This window comes from Alkalilimnicola ehrlichii (assembly GCF_003399765.1).
Classification (GTDB): domain Bacteria; phylum Pseudomonadota; class Gammaproteobacteria; order Nitrococcales; family AK92; genus AK92.
Window position 1 is genome coordinate 1 of sequence record NZ_NFZV01000019.1, and the last position, 18,440, is coordinate 18,440.

The 18,440-nt window shown below is 60.1% G+C and carries 13 protein-coding genes; 4 read left to right on the forward strand and 9 right to left on the reverse strand.

Features of this window, described 5'->3' with window-relative positions; genetic code table 11:
- Window positions 1-387 (forward strand): AMP-binding enzyme (locus CAI21_RS16050; RefSeq protein WP_404840885.1); only part of this gene is annotated, 387 nt, incomplete at its 5' end.
- 187 nt (window positions 388-574) lie between these two features.
- Window positions 575-1,864, forward strand: coding sequence for an L-lactate MFS transporter (locus CAI21_RS16055; protein WP_116303225.1), 1,290 nt, complete (start codon window positions 575-577; stop codon window positions 1,862-1,864).
- A 33-nt stretch (window positions 1,865-1,897) separates the two neighbouring features.
- Here the strand turns inward: CAI21_RS16055 and CAI21_RS16060 are convergent, their stop codons facing one another.
- The 8 genes from CAI21_RS16060 to CAI21_RS16090 form a co-directional block, all read right to left on the reverse strand.
- Window positions 1,898-5,269, reverse strand: coding sequence for a sensor domain-containing protein (locus CAI21_RS16060; RefSeq protein ID WP_147305145.1), 3,372 nt, complete (start codon window positions 5,267-5,269; stop codon window positions 1,898-1,900).
- Window positions 5,270-5,343: 74 nt separating this feature from the next.
- Complete coding sequence (locus tag CAI21_RS16065) at window positions 5,344-6,267, reverse strand: patatin-like phospholipase family protein (protein ID WP_116303227.1); 924 nt, start codon at window positions 6,265-6,267, stop codon at window positions 5,344-5,346.
- Between the two features lie 46 nt (window positions 6,268-6,313).
- A complete protein-coding gene (locus CAI21_RS16070) occupies window positions 6,314-8,038 on the reverse strand; it encodes a bifunctional protein-serine/threonine kinase/phosphatase (RefSeq protein WP_116303228.1) in 1,725 nt (574 codons plus the stop codon).
- A gap of 50 nt (window positions 8,039-8,088) precedes the next feature.
- The gene (locus CAI21_RS16075) at window positions 8,089-8,901 is read right to left on the reverse strand and encodes a formate/nitrite transporter family protein (RefSeq protein ID WP_116303229.1); all 813 of its coding nucleotides are present in this window, start codon (window positions 8,899-8,901) and stop codon (window positions 8,089-8,091) included.
- Between the two features lie 130 nt (window positions 8,902-9,031).
- Window positions 9,032-9,418, reverse strand: a complete 387-nt coding sequence (gene nirD / locus CAI21_RS16080; protein ID WP_116303230.1) for a nitrite reductase small subunit NirD — start codon at window positions 9,416-9,418, stop codon at window positions 9,032-9,034.
- A complete protein-coding gene (locus tag CAI21_RS25115) occupies window positions 9,418-10,050 on the reverse strand; it encodes a nitrite reductase large subunit NirB family protein (RefSeq protein ID WP_258868155.1) in 633 nt (210 codons plus the stop codon). The genes nirD and CAI21_RS25115 overlap by 1 nt, the downstream gene beginning before the upstream one ends.
- On the reverse strand, window positions 10,047-11,972 hold the full coding sequence (gene nirB / locus CAI21_RS16085) for a nitrite reductase large subunit NirB (protein ID WP_258868156.1): 1,926 nt from the start codon (window positions 11,970-11,972) through the stop codon (window positions 10,047-10,049). The genes CAI21_RS25115 and nirB overlap by 4 nt, the downstream gene beginning before the upstream one ends.
- 570 nt (window positions 11,973-12,542) lie before the next feature.
- Complete coding sequence (locus CAI21_RS16090) at window positions 12,543-13,535, reverse strand: helix-turn-helix transcriptional regulator (RefSeq protein ID WP_116303231.1); 993 nt, start codon at window positions 13,533-13,535, stop codon at window positions 12,543-12,545.
- Window positions 13,536-13,632: 97 nt separating this feature from the next.
- On the opposite strand from CAI21_RS16090, the gene CAI21_RS16095 reads away from it, so the two are divergent.
- On the forward strand, window positions 13,633-15,657 hold the full coding sequence (locus tag CAI21_RS16095; RefSeq protein WP_220348547.1) for a TonB-dependent receptor domain-containing protein: 2,025 nt from the start codon (window positions 13,633-13,635) through the stop codon (window positions 15,655-15,657).
- Between the two features lie 4 nt (window positions 15,658-15,661).
- Complete coding sequence (fes, locus tag CAI21_RS16100) at window positions 15,662-17,302, forward strand: enterochelin esterase (RefSeq protein WP_220348549.1); 1,641 nt, start codon at window positions 15,662-15,664, stop codon at window positions 17,300-17,302.
- A gap of 32 nt (window positions 17,303-17,334) precedes the next feature.
- On the opposite strand, the gene CAI21_RS16105 is transcribed toward fes, so the two are convergent.
- Complete coding sequence (locus tag CAI21_RS16105) at window positions 17,335-18,090, reverse strand: putative porin (protein WP_116303233.1); 756 nt, start codon at window positions 18,088-18,090, stop codon at window positions 17,335-17,337.
- Window positions 18,091-18,440: the final 350 nt, after the last annotated feature.

Here is an 18,440-nt window from a genome sequence, read left to right on the forward strand (position 1 = left end):
AACGTCTCCGGCCACCGCATGGGCACCGCCGAGGTGGAAAGCGCTTTGGTGCTGCACGAGAAAGTCGCCGAAGCGGCCGTGGTCGGCTTCCCGCACGATGTGAAAGGCCAAGGTATTTATGCCTATGTGACGCTGATGAGCGGCGTTGAGGCTAGCGATGCGTTGCGGCAGGAGTTGGTCGAACTGGTACGCCAGGAAATCGGCCCGATCGCCAAGCCGGATGCCATTCAGTGGGCGCCGGGACTGCCGAAAACCCGCTCGGGCAAGATCATGCGCCGGATTCTGCGCAAGATCGCCTGCAACGAGTTGGACAGCTTAGGCGATACCAGCACCCTGGCCGACCCTGGCGTTGTCGATCAGCTCATCGAGCACCGCGTCAACCCGTAACGAACCGTCATCGGCCCGATGGCAAGCGCTATCGGGTCCGCCTCGACTGTGCCGCCGTACGTCGCGTTAACGTTCTGCGGCTCTCGCAACACTATCGCTATCCGCCGCTCGCATCAGCGGGAGGCGGTGCCTTTGCGCGTGAGCAAACAGCCGAGGCTCCTCACTATTCACGGAAGGAGTCCGTACGATGGCTCAAACCAAAAATCGGTGGCTGATCGCTTTATCCGCCATCGCGATCCACCTCTCTATCGGCGCAGCCTACGCTTACAGCGTCTACATCAACCCGATTCGTCACAACATGGGCTGGTCAACGACGGAGATTACGCTGGCATTCACTATCATGATGGCGCTTGCCGGTATCGCGGCAGCGTTTTTCGGCACTTTCGTCGAGCGTAACGGCCCGCGTAAATCGGCTATGCTGGCCGCACTCTTGTTCGGTGCCGGTCAAGCCGGCTCGGGCGTGGCGGTGGCGCTTGATTCATCGACCTTGTTTCTGCTCACCTACGGGGTAGCGAGCGGCCTGGGGATGGGCCTTGGCTATATCTCACCCGTTTCCACCCTGGTTAAGTGGTTTCCGGACCGGCGCGGGCTGGCGACCGGCATGGCCGTCATGGGCTTCGGCGCCGGCGCCTTGATCACCGCCCCCATTGCCGCCAGCCTGATGGAGAGTATCGGCATCACTAACACCTTCTATGTACTGGGTGCCGCTTACTTCCTGTTCATGATGTTGGGCGCGTCCTACATCGCCCCTCCCCCGCAAGGCTGGTTGCCGGCCGGCATGCAAAGCAACGGCGCCACCGGCCAGCAAAAGCTCCCGCAAGACCTTACCCAGTGCACGGCAAAAGAGGCGGTGCGCACCCGGCGCTTTTGGATGCTGTGGACGATGATGTTGATCAACACCACGGCGGGCATCATGATGATTTCCGTCGCCTCGCCGATGGCGCAGGAGGTGGTGGGCCTATCGGCGGCCGCGGCGGCTACCATGGTGGGCATCATGGGCGTGTTTAACGGCGGCGGCCGGCTTGCCTGGGCGGCAGCGTCAGACTACATCGGCCGGCCGACCGTGTTCATGCTCTTCTTCATTCTGCAGATCATCGCCTTTATCTCGCTGCCCAGCATTACCAACGTGCTGTTGTTCCAGGCGTTGATTCTGATCGTGGTGAGCTGCTACGGCGGTGGCTTTTCTAATCTACCCGCCTTTATCGGCGACTTGTTCGGGGTCAAACAGCTCGGCGCCATTCACGGTTACATGCTCACTACCTGGTCGATGGGCGGCATTCTCGGCCCCTTGTTGGTGTCGCAGATTTACGAGCGTACCGGCAGCTATATTCCGGTGTTCTATCTGTTTACCGGATTGATTCTGATTGCCTTCGCGATCTCCCTGCTCATTCAGCAGGATATCAAGCGGATCAAACGGCAACAGGCGGGCGACCGAGAGCAAGAGGCGATCGATACACGGAAACCCGTCGAAGCTTGAGCATACCGTCCTGGGGCTGCGCCCCAGGACGATTCACGCGGCACGCTGAGCAACCCATTGCTCGAATTCCGACGGCGGCATTGGCTTACCGAAATGGAAGCCTTGGCTCCGGTGCCAATGCCGTTGTCGCAGACGCTCGGCGACCTCGGCCGTTTCCACGCCTTCGGCAATCAACTCCAACTGCCTGGCGGTGGCGAACGCACTTAAGGCATCCGCCACCGCCAGGCTGCCCACATCGTCGCCCAGCCTGCGGATAAGCGCCCGGTCGACTTTGAGAATATCCACCGGCAGGTCGCCAAGTTGGTCCAGGCTCGCGGGCCCCGCGCGATCGAGCACGATTTTCACGCCAGTCGCCCGCACCGCCGCTAGCGTTTGCCGAACCTCCGGCGGCGCTTGAATAACCGCCGACTCGTTCACCTCAAGCTGGAGATCGCCGGGGGCAAGCCCATTGGCCCTGAGCGATTCCTGAAGACGCTCCATCACCTGCGGCGTTTGCAGTTCCGCAACGCTTAAATTGACGCTCACGGGAAATGCCGGCATGCCCTGTTTGCGCCAAACGCCCTGTTGTCGGCACGCTTCTTTCATCACCCAGGCGCCTAGCGCCGGCATCAGCTCCGCCTTCTCGGCTACCGGCAGAAACACATCCGGCGCCAAACCCGAACCCGGCCACCGTAGCAACGCCTCGACACCGAGGAGTTTCCCTACGTCGAGGTCGACCACGGGTTGATAGAACAGCGCCAGCTCGCGGCGGTCGATTGCCTCGTGGATACTCCGACGTAACTTCAGCGTGTCCTCTAGCGCTTGATTGGCTTGCTCGGTGAAGAATCGAAACCGATTGCGGCCGGATTTCTTGGCTATGTACATCGCTCGATCCGCACAAGTAATCAGCGCATCGATGTCTTGCCCATCGCGAGGGTAGACGCTGATACCAACGCTTGAGGAGGTATACAGTTCGTGCGCTCCGAAACGGTAAGGAAGGGCAAGATTGTCCACGCAGTGCTGAGCGACTTTAGCGATGTCCTCGTCGGTCTGCACCTGGGAGAGGACGACCACAAACTCATCGCCGCCGATTCGCCCCACCAAGTCACCGCGGCGGACGCTATCGCTTAACCGCTGCGCCACCTCCTTGAGGACCGCGTCGCCCGCATCGTGGCCGTAGGTATCGTTAATCGGCTTAAAACGGTCCATATCGACAAACAGCACGGCAATCCGGCCGCCGTTACGACGCGCCGTCGCCAGTAACGGACCGGCGAACTCGTCCAGTAATACGCGATTCAACAGGCCGGTGAGCTTGTCGCGCTGAGACTCGTGGCGAATGCGCTGTTCGTGCCTTTTGCGTTCGGTTACGTCAACCGCCGTGCCGGTCACGCGGATAACGCTGCCCGTGGTCTCGTCGATAATTCCCAGCCCTCGCAGGGCAATCCAGCGGTAAGCGCCGTCGCGATGCCGAATCCGATACTCCAGTTCGAACGGTGGCTCCGGCCCCCAGCGGCAGCGGCGCAGGCGCTCGATAACCCGCTCGCGGTCGTCGGGGTGTAACCGCGACAACCAGGCATCCATGCGGTTAGGCAAATCCTGCTCGTTGCAGCCAAGCTGCCGCCTCCACTCCGGGGAGAAGTAAATCTCGTCGGTTTGGCGGTTCCACTCCCAGACCCCCAAACCGGAAATGTTCGCTGCCAACTGCAACTTTGCTTCGGTAGCGCGCAAGGTAAGCTCGGCCTCCTTACGCTCGGTGATGTCCAGCATCACCCCCATGACCTTCGCAGGCGTTCCCTGCTCGCCCCATTCGGTTACTTTCGCCCGACTTTGCAACCAACGCCACTGACCCTGTTTGTGGCGAATTCGAAATTCGGCGAGAAAGAACGCCGTCTCGCCGCGCAGGAAAGCCCGCCAGAGAGGGTAATCCCGCTGATAATCCTCAGGGTGCACGAAGCCTAACCACCATTCCAGGCTATGCCCAAGCTCCCCTGGGGCATACCCCAAGGCTATCTCTATTCGCTCTTCTTGCCGGAACTCATCGCTTGCAGGATCGTATTGCCACAGATAAAGCTCCGCAGCCTCTACCGCCAGCTCCAAACGGCGCTCGCTTTCCCGCACCGCCTGCTCGGCTTCGCGGCGATCGGTTATATCGCGGGTAACGACAGCAAAGCCGCGCACGCTACCATCGTCGTCGCGCAGCGCAGTCATTCCGGTTAGAACGTAATAGGCACGGCCGTTCCGCTTCCGGCACCAGCCTTCCGAGACGGCATGGCCGTCGCGCCGGGCTTGATCGAGCAGGCGAACAGGATCGGTAGCTAATACACCCGCCGAGCAGAAACGGGAAAAAGGCACGCCGAGCACCTCGGCCGGCCGATATCCGCTCATGGCTTGGGCGCCGCGATTCCAGCTTGTTATGTCGCCGCGAGCATCCAGCATGTAAATGGCGGAATCGGCGACGCTCTCGACCAGTTGCTCGTAGTCGGCAACGGTGCGGGCCAACTGCCGACGCTGGGCACGAGCCGCGATCTCGGCCTGGTCCATCAGGGCGGCCTGGCGGATAAGAAGGGCTGCGATCGCCACAATCAACAATACGCTGGCCAGGGAGAAAGCGAAGATGTGGTTGTACCACCCCTGTGCCTCGCCCTGATAAACCAACCAAAGTATGGCGACAGGCAACACGATCGTCGGCACCGACAAACGCCAAAGCACTTTGCCGCCGGTGGTTTGCGAGCGAATCCGGCGCGTGGGGCCATAAACCGGCTCTGCCAAAATCGTACCCACGGCTACCAGCAGCCCGGAAACCGCCACCGGTAAGGCCACCGGCCGGTAAGCGCCTAAGTGAAACAGGATTTCTTGGCCGTAGAGATACCCCGTAAAGACAAACAAGGCGAGCAGGAACCCAAGCCAGGCGGCCAATTGACTCAGCGCCGCTAACGCAAGCTGCCGGCTGTTCAACAAGCCGACGGCCGCGGCAAGCAATAAGGTCAGGCTGATAGTGCCCAGGGGCATTAGCAGCCAGGGCGAGATGGTAAAGCCCCCAGCATGCGCCAGCGCGTTGACCAGCGCTACCGTCGCCGCGAAGGCCGCGGCCCAGCGCCCGGCTCGCCTTCGCCACGGCCGCGACAAAGCCGGGTAGCTGAGCAAGAGCGCGGCGGCACAGCCTCCCAACGCAGCGGCTGCCGATAAGGAGGGGAAGAGAAAAGGATCGTAGGCCCCGGCATAAAACGGCCACAACAACACCGATATGGTGCTGACAAAGAAAGCGGTCCCACCCAACCAACAGATAGAGCGGGCGAGCCGATCGGCTGGATGCCCCGGTGCCATGGCGCCCCTGTCGCAACGTAAGCCCTGCAAGGCGGCACTGCGTAGCACAACAGCACGATACAGCTTAGCCGCTGTAACCATCCCGACGCGAACGATCCGCAATGCCCCGCTGCCGGTGTCTTTTATCGTCTATTGGTGCGGGCCGGAGAGATTCAAGTGAGCCCCCGTCCGACGACTTACTGGGGCGTCGCCGCCAGCCGGCGCGATAGCTCCTGTTTGAGTTCGTCAGCCGCTTCCTCCGCTTGCTCTAAAATGGCTTCGATGCGGTTAAAGTGCAGCATTCTGACATTGGAGCTGCTCGGCTTGATATAGATATCCGGCCCGTTTCGCTCCAGGCGGTGAGCGATCATCGATTGCTGCATGATCGTAAAGGTGCCGAACAGCAAATCCAGCCATTCCGCCTCGGTACTGTCTGTCGGCGTTCGGCTGCCGGAGACGTCCACGGCTACAACCAGGTCGTAGTCGCCTTGCAACAAATCGAACGGCAAAGGATTGGAGGTGCCGCCGTCGATCAACAGCCGGTCGCCCTTAACCACCGGTTTGAACAGCCCCGGCACTGCCATGCTCGCCTTGATGGCCGAGAACAGGTCGCCTTCGTCGATCGTCACCGTTTCGCCGCTCCAGTAATCGGTAGCGACGACCACCAGCGGAATTTCCAAGTCGTCGAAGCTGCGCGCCTCGACCCGACCGGCGATGAAGTCGATAAAGCCGCTGGGGTCGATCAACCCGCCGTTGGCCAGATCGATGTTGAGGAGGTCGATCAGCGTCAGTTCCGCCGAGGGGCGCATGAGCCGAAAGATCACTTGCGACTCGGAGCCATTGAACTCCTCGAAGATGGCGTGAATTTCATCCGCGCTCAGGCCCGCCGCGTACAGCGCGCCGATAATCGCGCCGATGCTGGTGCCGGCAATACGATCGGGCCGGGTGTCGAGTTCCTCGAACACCCTCAGCATGGAAATATGCGCTAGCCCGCCGGCACCGCCGGAGCCCAGGGCAAGCCCGATGGTAGGGTCGCCTTCCTGTTTGGGCGAGGCCGCGGCGGACGGCGCGGCGAATACAATCAAAATGCTCAACGCCAGGGCCGATGCCAGCGATTTCATAGGTTCTCCTTTACACCTGCGGCCGCGCCGAACGGCTGCGGCCGGTTCAACTCCTGAATAACAGGACGATCACCAGCACTGCAAGTGCTAAGGAGACACTTTGCCAAAAGCGTACCGGATCGCGCTCCAATAAGGGCGGACGCGTTTTATTGAGTATCGCCTTACTCGGCTGACGCAGTTCGAAGATGAATTCGGAGAGGTCTTGGTAGCGCTGGTAGGGGTCGGGGTGCAGTGCCTTTTTCAATACGTCGTTGATCCACACCGGAATGGCGCGTTCATCGCCCAGAATCGGCTTGTAACGAAGTTTTCGCTGGGCACCCTTGCTGCGCGTCTTGGCAACCTGGGTGCCGTAGGGCAAGTTGCCGGTTAGCATTTGGTAGGTAATCACCGCCAGGGAGAACAAATCCGAACGCGGGCTCCCCACCTCGCCCAAAAAATACTCCGGCGCGGTGTACTGAGCCGTGCCGAGCAGGTTGCTACGCTCGATGGGCGCGGCGATCTCGCGCAGGCCGGCGACGCTGGCGGAGCCGAAGTCGATGATTTTCACCGTGCCGGTCTTGTCGATCATGATGTTATTGGGCCGCAGATCCTGATGCAGCATCTCCAGCCGATGGAAGGCGCGCAGGCCCTTGGCGATCTGCTCGACGATACCCCGCACCGTCTCCAAGTCCGGCTTGGGATTGTCGATCATCCATTGCGCCAGCGTCTGACCCTCGATGTATTCCGTGACGATATAGAGGTGGCTGCGTTTGCGAGTCTGTTCGCAGGGCTTTAATACATAAGGGCTGTTAATCCGCCGGGCGATCCACTCTTCCATCAAAAAGCGTTCGAGGTACTCCGGGTCCTCGCGTAGGTCGACCGAGGGCGCTTTTATAACGACCGGCGTGTTGTGCTCGCCGTCCACCGCGAGATAGACGTGGCTGCGGCTACTGGCATGGACTTTACGGACAATCACATAGCCGTCGATGACGGCGCGGGCTTGCAGGTCGGGCGGGAAAGGCAGCTCGGTCAGTTGCTTATAAAACTCGTCGGCGTTCTGCTCCGGCAGGCTATCGACACGCAGCAACTGTGCGGTGAGATTATCGTCGCTGCCTTGCTCGTAGGCCTTATCGACCAAGCGCTTGGCCGCTACATCCAGGTCGTCGGCGTGCTCGTCGACGATGGTAACCATACAACGCGGGCTGACGTGCTCGTAAACGCCGTCAGTCGCGAGCAGGAAGACGTCGCCGGCCTCGATGGGCGTCGTCAGATAGTCGATCTCCAGCTGCGGACTCACACCGACGGCACGGCTAAGGTAACTCTTATCCTCCGCCACCCACAGCCGGTGGTCATTCGTCAGCTGCTCCAGATCGCCGCCGCGCAGGCGGTAGATGCGGGCATCGCCGGCGTGGAAGAGGTGCGCGGTATTGGACTTCACCACCAGCGCGCTCAAGGTACAGACGTAGCCGCGGTCCTTGTCGTAACGGTACTGGCTGCGGCGGGTTTGCGCGTGGAGCCAGGAGTTGGTGGCGGTCAGTACCCGCTGGGCCGATTTCTGCACCGACCACGCCTCCGAGGTGCAGAAATAGTCGGCGAGAAAGCTGCTAACCGCCACTTCGCTGGCAATGTGGCTGACGGTAGAGCTACTAATTCCGTCAGCCAGGGCAATGGCTACGCCTTTGGTCGTTAGCTGCGGCTGTTCGGGAATATAGGCGCCGTGAAAATCCTGATTGGTTTCCTTGCGGCCTTTGTCGGAGTACTGGCCAATGGAGACGGTCAAGGAGCTGGACATGCGAATTCCAAAGCGGGCCGCCGGCACAAGCGGCGGCCGCGTAGTGGCTACTACTGAAGTGCGCGCTTGGCGCCGGTGCGAACGTGGGTCGCGTACAGGGTCAAGCCGGTCAGCGTCAAGCCGCCGACGAGGTTGCCCAACACCACCGGGATTTCGTTCCAGATCATGTAATCCCAGACGGAGAAATCGCCGCCCATCATCAAGGCCGAGGGGAACAGGAACATATTGACGATGGAGTGCTCGAAGCCCATCGCGAAGAACAGCATAATCGGCATCCACATGGCGATGACCTTGCCGCCGACGGTGGTGGAAATCATCGCGCCGACCACGCCCAGGGAAACCATCCAGTTACACAGCACGCCGCGGATGAACACGGTGAGCATGCCGGCGGCGCCAAACTCCTTATAGCCCAGCGTCCGGTCCTTACCCATTTCCGAGATCGCCACGCCCACCTCGTCCGGCGGCGTAGAGAAACCATAGGTAAATACAATCGCCATGAACACGGCCACCGTAATGGCGCCGAACAGGTTACCCATGAACACCACGCCCCAGTGCTTGAGGATACCGCTAATCGTTACGCCGGGGCGGCGGTCCAACCAGGCCAGCGGCGTGAGCACGAAAACCCCGGTGAGCAAATCGAAGCCGAGCAGGTACAACATACAAAAGCCGACCGGGAATAACAGCGCACCGATCAGCGGCGAGCCCGTTTGCACCGATATAGTCACCGCAAAAGCGGCGGCCAGGGCCAGGATGCCGCCGGCCATGAAGGCACGGAGAAAGGCATCGCGGGTGGCCATAAACAGCTTGGACTCGCCAGCATCGACCATTTTGGTCACAAACTCTGAAGGCATTAAGTAAGACATAACGTCACTTCTCTCTCATAAGCCCAGGGCAAAAGAACCCCTACCCGTCGCCAAAGGGCGGGCTCGATAACATCGATCAACGCGGTGCAGAGCGCCGGCCGGGACGGCCGGCGCCGCTATGCAGGCGGGTTTAGGCGGCGATCTCGACCAAATCGCCGTTCAAACGGGCCGACCACACGCGCAAGTACTGCTCCGAGTCCTCCAGGCAGCGGCCGTCTTCCAGACTAAAGTGCTGCTTGTAGAGCGGTGCGGCGATGACGTACTCGTCTTTGATCCGGCCGACGATGCCGCGACCGATGACGTTGGCGCCGGATTTCGGGTCGCGGTTTTCAATGGCGAAGACCTGCTCGCCCTGCTCCGTCTCGGGCAGGTAGAACAGCGCCACCTGGGCGCCGTCGAACCAAGCGACGACGCCGGAGTTGGCGACCAGATCGTCGCGGCTGCAAAGTACCTGCCACGGCCCCGGCTGGGGGGCAAGTTGAGCGGATGACATACGTACGGCGTTGGCTTGACTCATTAGAGGGCCTCCTCGGTAACGGGAATTAGATGCAGTTCGGAGGCGCGCGCCGGTCGGCGCTGGCCTCGTTCTTTAACGAAGTGAATGTCCGGGTCGCCGCGCTCGTCATTGACGAAGGTGCGGAACCGCTTGAGTTTCTCGGGATCTTGCAGGGCGTTGGCCCATTCGCACTCGTAGGTATCGACGACGTGCTGCATCTGCGCTTCTAGCTCCTCGGCCAGACCGAGGCTATCGTCGATAATGACTTCCTTGAGATACTCCAGCCCGCCTTCCAGGCTCTCGCGCCACACCGAAGTACGTTGCAACTTGTCGGCGGTACGGATGTAGAACATCAGGAAGCGGTCGATGTAACGGATCAAGGTCTTGTCGTCGAGATCGGTAGCGAACAGCTCGGCGTGGCGCGGACGCATGCCGCCGTTGCCGCACACATACAGGTTCCAGCCTTTGTCGGTGGCGATCACGCCGACATCCTTGCTCTGCGCCTCGGCACACTCGCGAGTGCAGCCGGAAACGGCGAACTTGAGCTTATGCGGCGAGCGCAGGCCCTTGTAGCGGTTCTCCAGAACCAGCGACATGCCGACGCTGTCCTGCACGCCGTAGCGGCACCAGGTGCTGCCGACACAGGATTTCACGTGCGCACGGACTTACCGTAGGCGTGGCCGGTTCGAACGGCTTCGATCAACTCCGACCAAATGTCCGGCAACTGATGCAGCTCGGCACCGAACAGGTCGATCCGCTGGCCGCCGGTGATTTTGGTGTAGAGGTCGTACTTCTTTGCCACCTCGCCGAGCACGATCAGCTTCTCCGGCGTAATCTCGCCGCCCGGCACCCGCGGTACGACCGAGTAGGTGCCGTTCTTCTGCATGTTGGCCATGAAGGTGTCGTTAGTGTCCTGTAACGGCACCAACGCCGGATCGGTAATCGGTTTGTTCCAGCAGGACGCGAGAATGGAGCCGACGACCGGTTTGCAGATATCGCAGCCGATGTGGCCGCGGCCATGAGTCTTCAGCAGCTCGTCGAAGGTTTCTATGCCCTCGACGCGAATGATGCCGTAGAGTTCTTGGCGGGTGTAGGGAAAGTGCTCGCACAGGCTCTTATCGACTTCGACACCGCGCGCGGTCAACTCGTGCTCGAAAACCTGCTTGAGCAAAGCCGCGCAGCCGCCGCAGCCGGTTGCCGCCTTGGTTTGGCCCTTGAGTTCGGCCAGATCGGTGCACCCTTCGTCCACAGCGCAGCACACCGCCCCCTTGCTGACGTTATGGCAGGAGCAGATCGTTGCCGTATCCGGCAGCGCGTCGGCTCCCAAGACAGGGGCGCCGTCGGATACCGGCATGATCAGGCTGGACGGATCTTGCGGCAGCTTGATGCCGTTTTGTGCATATTGCAGCAACGTGTCGTAGTAGCTGTTATCGCCCACCAGTACGGCACCGATAACTTGCTTGCCGTCCGGCGAGATCACCAAGCGGCGGTAGCCGGCGTTGGCTTCGTCGATGAAGCGGTAGCTGACCGAGCCCGGCGTCGCGCCGTGGGCATCGCCAATGGAGCCGACATCGACACCGAGCAGCTTTAGCTTGGTGGACATATCGGCGCCGGTGAAAGCCTCGCATGGCTTGCCCGCGAGTTGGGCGGCAACGCAACGTGCCATGGTGTAACCGGGCGCGACCAGGCCGAAGATACTGCCGTTCCAGGAAGCGCACTCGCCGATGGCGAAGATGTTCGAGTCGCTGGTGCGGCAATGGTTGTCCACCACGACGCCGCCCCGCTCGGCGATCTCGAGCTCCGCTTGGCGGCCGAGCGCATCCTGCGGACGGATGCCGGCGGAGAAGACGACGATGTCGGTTTCCAGGAACTCATCGTCTTGGAAATTCATGCGATAGGCATACTCCTCGCCGGCGACGATCGCCTGCGTCGCCCGCGACACATGCACCGAGACACCCAATGCCTCAATTTGGGCTTTAAGTGCGGCGCCGCCTTCGGCATCGAGCTGTACCGGCATCAGGCGCGGTGCAAACTCCACCACGTGCGCCTCCAACCCCAGAGACTTGAGCGCGTTAGCCGCCTCCAACCCGAGCAAGCCGCCGCCGACCACCACCCCGCGCCGCGCACCGGCCGACGCGGCGCGAATCGCATCGAGATCTTCCAACGTCCGATAAACCAGGCGGGAATTTCCCTCGGCGCCAGGAATCGGCGGTACGAACGGGTACGAACCGGTAGCCAGTACGAGCTGGTCGTAGGGCTGGCGTCCCTGGGCGGTAACAACCTCTTGCTGCGCCCGGTCGATCTCCACCACCTGCGCGCCCAAGTGCAGATTTACACCGTCGCGCTCGTAGAAGTCCGCCTCGCACATAGCAAGCGATTCGGCGTCGCGACCACCGAAGTATTCGGACAAGTGGACGCGGTCATACGCACGCATCGGTTCTTCGCCGAACACGTGCACATCGTATCGATCGAGCCCGCCTTGCTCGATGAATTGCTCAACGAAATGGTGCCCGACCATCCCGTTACCGATCACAACCAGGGTGTCGCGCTTGTTCCGGGTGTCGTTAGCAGTCATAGCCTTTCCTCAGTCGAAGCCGCCGCTGGGGCCTGGCCAAAAAACAAAAAGGCGCCTGGAGCTGTCGAGTACTCTCGCAACTCCAGGCGCCTTTGCCTGGTGTTCATTCGTGAAGGAAACGCTGACCCGACCCCTCGCCCCACGCCCGTTGCGGGACTTGGCGGTCACGATCTAAATGCTGTTTTGCGTTTCCTTTTAAGCAAGGATGCGACCTCTAGGGCGCCGTTGCCCGATTCGCCGGTCCCGAGCCTGCTTAGGCCCTGTGAGCGCCATTGATCACGTGGGACTTCCTTGCGGATACAAAGGAGGGAGCAAAGAGCGTGCCAGGAAGGAAATAAGCGTTTCTCTCGGTCGAGAAGAGTGCGGCGAGGGCAAAAAAAGCCTGTCGTGGCGGGCACTACGAGCGCTTTAGCAGGCACTTTAGCATCATGCCCTAACTTAGTTCAGGCACTGCACCGGCACGGAAAAATGAACCAACTTAGTGCGCATGCACGCTTTTGGTTCGCCATTGTGGTGCAATGCGCCAGCAGTGCTCAATAGCCCATACCTCTTTAAAGGCAGCGCTTTTGTTCAATAGCATTGACGAGGCGAGCACCCATAACGACGTTTGAATGCCGTGGCAAAATTCGTTGCCGAGGCATAACCGGCTACCTCCGCGGCATGGGCCACCGTATGCCCGTCTAACAAGGCTTGACGGGCTTTATTCAGACGAATTTCCCGCAGCTGCTCAAACACGGTACGCCCCCATGCTTTACGCGCCAACGTTTGTAGCGACGACGGGTTGCTGTGAACAGCCCGTGCGATGTCGGCAACGCTCATCCCCAGAACTTCGTCGCTGGTCAGTAATTCGGTTAGGCGTTGCAAGCGGCGCCGTTCTCCGGGGCGCAGCCTGTCGCTGGTCGAAACGGGTGGCAGCAGCGTTGCTAACGCCTCGCTCGCCAACTCAACGCAATGAGCCTCCAAGTAAAGTCGCTGCAAGCCGGGCAAATAGACCGCGGGCTGAAGCAGACGCTGAACCAAACTGCGCGCCCGAGCCGATACCGCCCAAGGCATAAAAGCTAAATGCTGCCTGGCAAACGCTAGGAAACCGCCGCTGTCGGCCGTTTCGTCCAGACCGATCTCGGCCAACCATTCCTGGGTCAGCGTCAAGCTGATCTTGCGCTCCTCTCGTCCACGTTGCCAGCGACGGCTGAACCGCTCCTCTTCCGCTAGGTTGACCAACGCCGCTTCTGTGCCGCCCGTGCCCAGTCGAAAGCGACGATTGCCGAACGCCACATCGGTCAACCCTCCGGTCACAACCAAAATCTTGATGCCTGGCTGCAAGCGGTTGTGCGTATGCACATCGCACAAATCCCGCACCGCTGCGGAATGCAGGATTAAACCGGGACGCAAGCAAACCGTCTCGAAATGCCCACTGAGAACCGCTTGTTCGCGCTCAACCAAAGCGCCTTCGAATACGTAATCCTGTGCCACCGCATCGAGGCGTCGCAACAGCTCGGCGCACGAAATGCGCCGCTCTCCAAAGTTCGCGGTTTTAGCTAACTCAGCCTCTGGCACAAACATTTTTCTTTCTCCCGCAGAGGTATTCGCCACAGCATACTCATAACCTACCGCAAATGAGAATTATTATCTTTAAATAACTGAGTAAGGGTTCTCCGACGTGCCTAACCGCATCCTAGTAATGACTGGGAAACACTGTTTTCCGCTGCTACTGCTCGGCCTATGCTCTTTCTCGCTGAGCGCTCAAACGCCCGACTCGCCCCAGGCCTTGGACACGGTTGTCGTCACCGCCTCCTCCGCTGCGCAAACGCTTCGCGATGCACCTGCCAGCATTTCCGTTATTACTCGCGAGGATATCGAAGCACGGCCCGTGCAAGAACTTGCCGAACTACTAGGAACCGTAGAAGGCATAACCCTTTCTCGTAGCGGTAACTCGGTACCGGGGGTACAGATTCGGGGGTTCGACCAGAGCTACACGCTCATGTTGATCGACGGAAAGCGCGTCGACTCCACCAACGTCATGTTTCGCGGCAACGACTACGACACCGGCTGGCTGCCCATTGCCGAAATCGAACGCATCGAAGTGGTACGCGGGCCGATGTCTTCCCTCTATGGTTCGGATGCCATCGGCGGCGTGATCAACATCATCACTCGCAGAGTCGGCGATCGCTGGCGCGGCTCCGTCAAGCTCGATGCCGTTCGACAAGAACGTAGCGCAGCGGGAGACACGCGCGCCGCTAGCGTCAGCTTAAGCGGGCCATTAATTCCGAATGTACTAGGGCTGCGGCTGGGCGCAGGGTACGATCAACGCAAGGCGGACGGCGCGGTAAACGAGGCGACGGAAGACAACGGGACGGCCCTACCAGGCTTTCCGCGCATCGAAAACCGCCACTTGTCGGCGCGCCTTTCGTGGACGCCGACAGAAAGCCACGAGGTCGACCTCGACCACAGCCGCAGCGAGCGCGACCACCGAGGCTTTGAGTTGACGCGGGAAGCAACCTCGCTGCGCCATGCCGGCGACTTCGACTTCGGACACACCGACATCACTTTAAGCTATGACTCCACGCGCAATCTTACCGGCGCGGTCGGTGGCGGAGAAAATCCAAACCGGGCCACCGATATTGCCGCGACCGGCAAGGCGACCCTACCGCTCAATCTTTTCGACCAACTGCTTACGGTAGGCGGCGAGCTACGGCGAGAAGAACTGAGAGACCCAACTAACCTTGCAGGGATGCCGGGCGTTCCTGGGCATAGCGATAATCCGGAAGCGCGAGTTAACCACTATGCGATATTTATAGAGGACGAAGTCTGGTTGCATGACAGACTCATGCTCACGCTAGGCACCCGACTCGATCACCACGAACACTACGGCAGCCATAACAGCCCGCGCATTTACGCCGTTTACCACCTCACGCCTTCGATGAGCCTTAAAGGCGGTTGGGCAAGAGCGTTTCGGGCGCCGACGCTACTACAGAACAGCCCCAACTGGGGCTCGGTTTCCTGCGGCAGCCCCACGGTCGGTTGCTACATCATCGGCAATAGAGATCTCGACCCCGAAACCAGCACCAGCAAAGAACTCGGCCTACAGTTCGACTTCGGGCGCTGGGGCGGCGGCCTCACCGTATTCGACAATACGCTGAAAGATATGATCGATATCAGCAGCCGCACCGCCAATCCGGATCTCGCCCCCGAGTTTCCTAACTTTGTCGGTTTTCTTCCCGACGGTCGGCCGATTTTCGCGTACCAGAATATAGCCAGCGTAGAAACCCAGGGCCTCGAAAGCAGTCTCCGTTGGACGCTATCTCCCGCCTGGCAGCTGCGTGCCAATTACACTTATACAGACGCTAAGAACACAAGCGGCGACAGCGATTTGCCCCTCACGTACCGACCGCGCCATACCGCCAACGCTAACGTCGACTGGCGCCCAACGGCGCGTTGGTCCGCCCACGCTACGGCGCGTTACTCCGGCAATCAGTACATTAGTGTCCCGCAGAACGGGCAAAATAGAGTTCAAAAGTCCGGCTACAGCGTGTTCGACTTAAGCACCGCCTATCGGTTTGCCCAGCATTTCACGGTCCGCGCCGGCGTTCTGAACCTAATGGACGAAGGCGATAACCGGGAACTGGTCAGCGATTTCAACGAAGAGGGTCGGCGTTATTTCGTTTCGTTAACTGCCGAGATGTAACAACATGATGATTTCGCACCGGTTACAGAGCCTGTTGGCAGCAACAGCCATGACGATATTCCCATTAAGCCTCGCCGCCAGCGAAACCGCGCTAACGGCGGGCCAATCGAGCAAAGGCTATCTGGACGCCGAAGCAACCGGCCGTTATGTACTGACGCTTGCCCAAGGCGATTTTGTTCGGGGGGCGCTGGCAGGCACGGCCCTGCATCTACGCTTACGCGACGCCCAGGGAAAGCATATCCGCCAATTGGCATCCGGCCAAGGCGAGGTGCAGCCGTTTATGTTTGTTGCCGGCGACGCATCGCCCTATACGTTGGAGATCCGAACCGAGCAAAGCGGGGCGTATCGGCTGGCCATCGAAGAGATCGTTCCGCTAGCAGCGCAGACACCGCCGACATCGGAGCTTGCCAGCCCGCGCCTTCGTGCCCTCGCCAAGACCTTGGCCGAAGGCGGCGACAGCCAAGGCTTCTGGCAGGAAATCGAGCGCCAAGGCACGCCGCTGATCGAATCCTCGGAAACCGTCCCGGACCTCGACGACGACGAGCGCTTGGTGACTTTCCTGTGGCGCGGCGCTCGCCATAATGTCCGTCTATTAGGCGGCCCGTCCAACGATCACGATGCGTTGCAACGCTTAGCCGATTCCGATGTCTGGTTTAAGACCTATCGAACTTCCAGCAGCACCCGACTCAGCTACCGGCTAGCGCCGGACGTACCCGAACTGGATGCCCCCGCACGCCTTCGACGGCGCGCGATCCTCGCCACGGCGCAGGCCGATCCCCTCAACCCACGACGTTTTCCCGCACAGGCGGCAGATCGTTTCAACGCCCGATCCGTTCTCGAACTGCCGGATGCACCCTCGCAGCCCTGGGTCGAACCGCGCGCAGACACGCCGTCCGGCGAACTGGTGCGACACCGCTTGCAAAGCGACATCCTGGGAAATACGCGTAATATTTACTTATACCGCGCCGCCACCTATCGGCCCGGCAAGGAAGGCAATGCGCTGCTCGTGTTATTCGATGCCGAGGCTTACCTGCAAGAAGTCCCCACACCAACCATTCTCGATAATATGGTTGCAGCGGGCATAATCCCGCCCACGGCGGCGATTCTCATCGACAACCCCAGCCGCGAAAGCCGCTCCCGCGAACTCCCCCCGAATCCGGATTTCGCCCGCTTCCTCGCCGCCGAGCTGATGCCGTGGGCACGCGAGCAAGGCATTTACGCCGATGCCGGGCTCACGGTGATCGCTGGCGCCAGCTACGGCGGGCTAGCCGCCACCTACGCCGGCTTTACGCACCCGGAGCTATTTGGAAATGTGTTGAGCCAATCCGGATCGTTCTGGTGGGCTCCGGGCAGCGAACCCGGTGTTTCCGGTGGCGAAGCAGGCTGGTTAGCACGGCAATTCATTGGCGCACCGCGTAAACCGCTACGTTTTTATCTGGAAGCCGGCCGCTTCGAAACCCACCGTGCGAACCACGCCGGCATTCTGGAAACCACGCGGCATTTACGCGATGTGCTACGCGCACTCGACTACCCGGTGCACTACCGAGACTACTCCAGCGGCCATGACTACTACCATTGGCGCGGCACGCTCGGAACCGGTCTGCAACTACTCATCGGCATTGACAAGGACGCGGCCGACTCTTGATCCAGAACCGGCCGCGTCCACGGCGAGGTCGATTAAAACCGCAGCACGGCGTCGATAGACCAGGCATCTTGCGAATCCATCGTCCGATAACTCACCCCGCCGCCCAGTGCAGGGGTGAGGAATTTGCGGGCGCGAACCTCGTGAATGGTATCCGACGGTCCGGAGTCGTAGTCCCGATAATAGACCGCCCCTCCCACGCTGATGGCTCGGTTGAAATAAAAATCGGCACCTAAACCGTACTGATCGTAGTGCTCCATGAAATCCGCATGGGCGGTAAGATTCAACGCCTGCGCACCCCAGCCGGTATAAACCCACTTACCGCGTAAGTGCCAGTTACCGTCGTCGGCATCCGAATATTCGACCGAAATCAAAGAACCGTCGATGGGCGCATAACCAACGCCAGCGCTCCAATCCGTTTCGTTCCCCCAAGCATTGTCAAAGTAGGATAAGCTCGCCAAAAGCAGGAGCCGATCGAAATAAAAGCCCGCACTTATCTGCGAAAGATCTGCTTCGTCGTCTCCCGGGTCGGCGCGCGAAAAACTAGCGCTCACCCTGCTTGCCCTCTCCATGAAAGCGGCTTCTGCAAGCGGATAAGCAGCGTTGCGCACCGGCGCGAAGTAATACGTACCCCTTACCGACCAAACATCGAAATCGTCGAGGTCGTTGGCACTCGGCTCTACTCGTTGGTAGCTGCCGCCAAGTTCCAAGCGGTGATCGGAAGCCGCCGCCACGTGCGGCAATGCCAGCGCGCCCAGAAGGACGAGGGAACAAAAACGCGATGCCGACATCGAAAATATTCCTCTATTAGTTGTTCGTTATTTCGAGCATGCCCTGACATGTTCGGACGATATAATACACGCAATGTAAGAAAACGTATGCTCGACAAACAATCATTTTCGACTACGGATCGTTGCGGACAGAAAATCTTCGCGTTGCGCTAAGAAAACACGCCAATTCCCGCAGAAACAGCAGGCAACTAGTCCTTTTGTTATTTTAATAAATTCTCCTAAGCCAGTTATTTCGTGACATTTTGTCAGATTTAACACGCAGCTATTGTTTTGCCCGCTTATTTCTCGCATTAGCGTCGACGGCACCAAGCAAAAACAACGGACAACCCGTTTCCGTTTACGTCGTCGCC